This is a genomic window from Staphylococcus sp. 231237_7MaSpsaltlick, from assembly GCF_043107035.1.
The window spans coordinates 1-867 of record NZ_JBICNX010000194.1; the positions used below are offsets into that span (position 1 = coordinate 1).

At 29.3% G+C, this 867-nt stretch carries 1 pseudogene; it reads right to left on the minus strand.

Annotated features, from left to right (window positions below):
• Positions 1 to 93: 93 nt before the first annotated feature.
• A pseudogene (locus ACF91D_RS30860) lies at positions 94 to 264 on the minus strand (IS3 family transposase); the annotation flags it as partial.
• Positions 265 to 867: the final 603 nt, after the last annotated feature.

Here is an 867-nt window from a genome sequence, read left to right on the forward strand (position 1 = left end):
GTGGATAGGATATTTAAATAAAAAAGCCACTCAATAATGAAGTGGATGTGGTACTGAACCCATAAAGCGGGAATTTAATAAAAACTCTATGTTCTAGGCTGCTAATTCTCTGAATGTTATAGTGAATAAGTAGCCTAGTTTTTGTTGAATTCTGTTATAATAGTCTTTAATGTAAATTTCGACAATATCTATTACAATGTGCTTAAAGCTATTGAGCTCATTGTTGATATAGAAGGTCTTTCTTTGTGAGTACATTTCCTGAATTTTATGGAAATTCTACATAAGGAGGTTCAAAAGTAGTTTTCTTTTGTTTATCATGTGCAGATATTCTCACGATTAAATGTGGTCCCGCAACCTCTTGATAATCTCCTCTACCCCCCTATTTTAAATAAATTATGATCCATAGCATGTGCATTTACTTGAAAATTAATTACAGGCGTAAAAGCCACACTGCTTGCTATCAAAGAAACTACTATAACTTTTCAATAATTTTTCATTTGCAACCATCTCTTTATTTTTTAATTCAAATTTATTTAATATAGCTCTTACAGAACTAACACTTATTTGTGTATGCCATAGTTTATATGTATAAATTTTATCTATGTACATTCAATTAACAAATAAATATCCTCTATTATATGTACATAATAGTTATAATTCACTTCGGGACAAGCATTATCCTTTTCCAAATAAATGCGTACACTAACTAGTCATTCATCTGCCTGAACATAAATAGGGATGCACTTATATAAAAGTACATCCCTTTCATTTGAATATATGTTTGAATTAATATTTATTTCCCTTCAACTCATTTTTATATACAAAATATCTTCGAACAAATTCTAAAACCATCAACCACACAACATG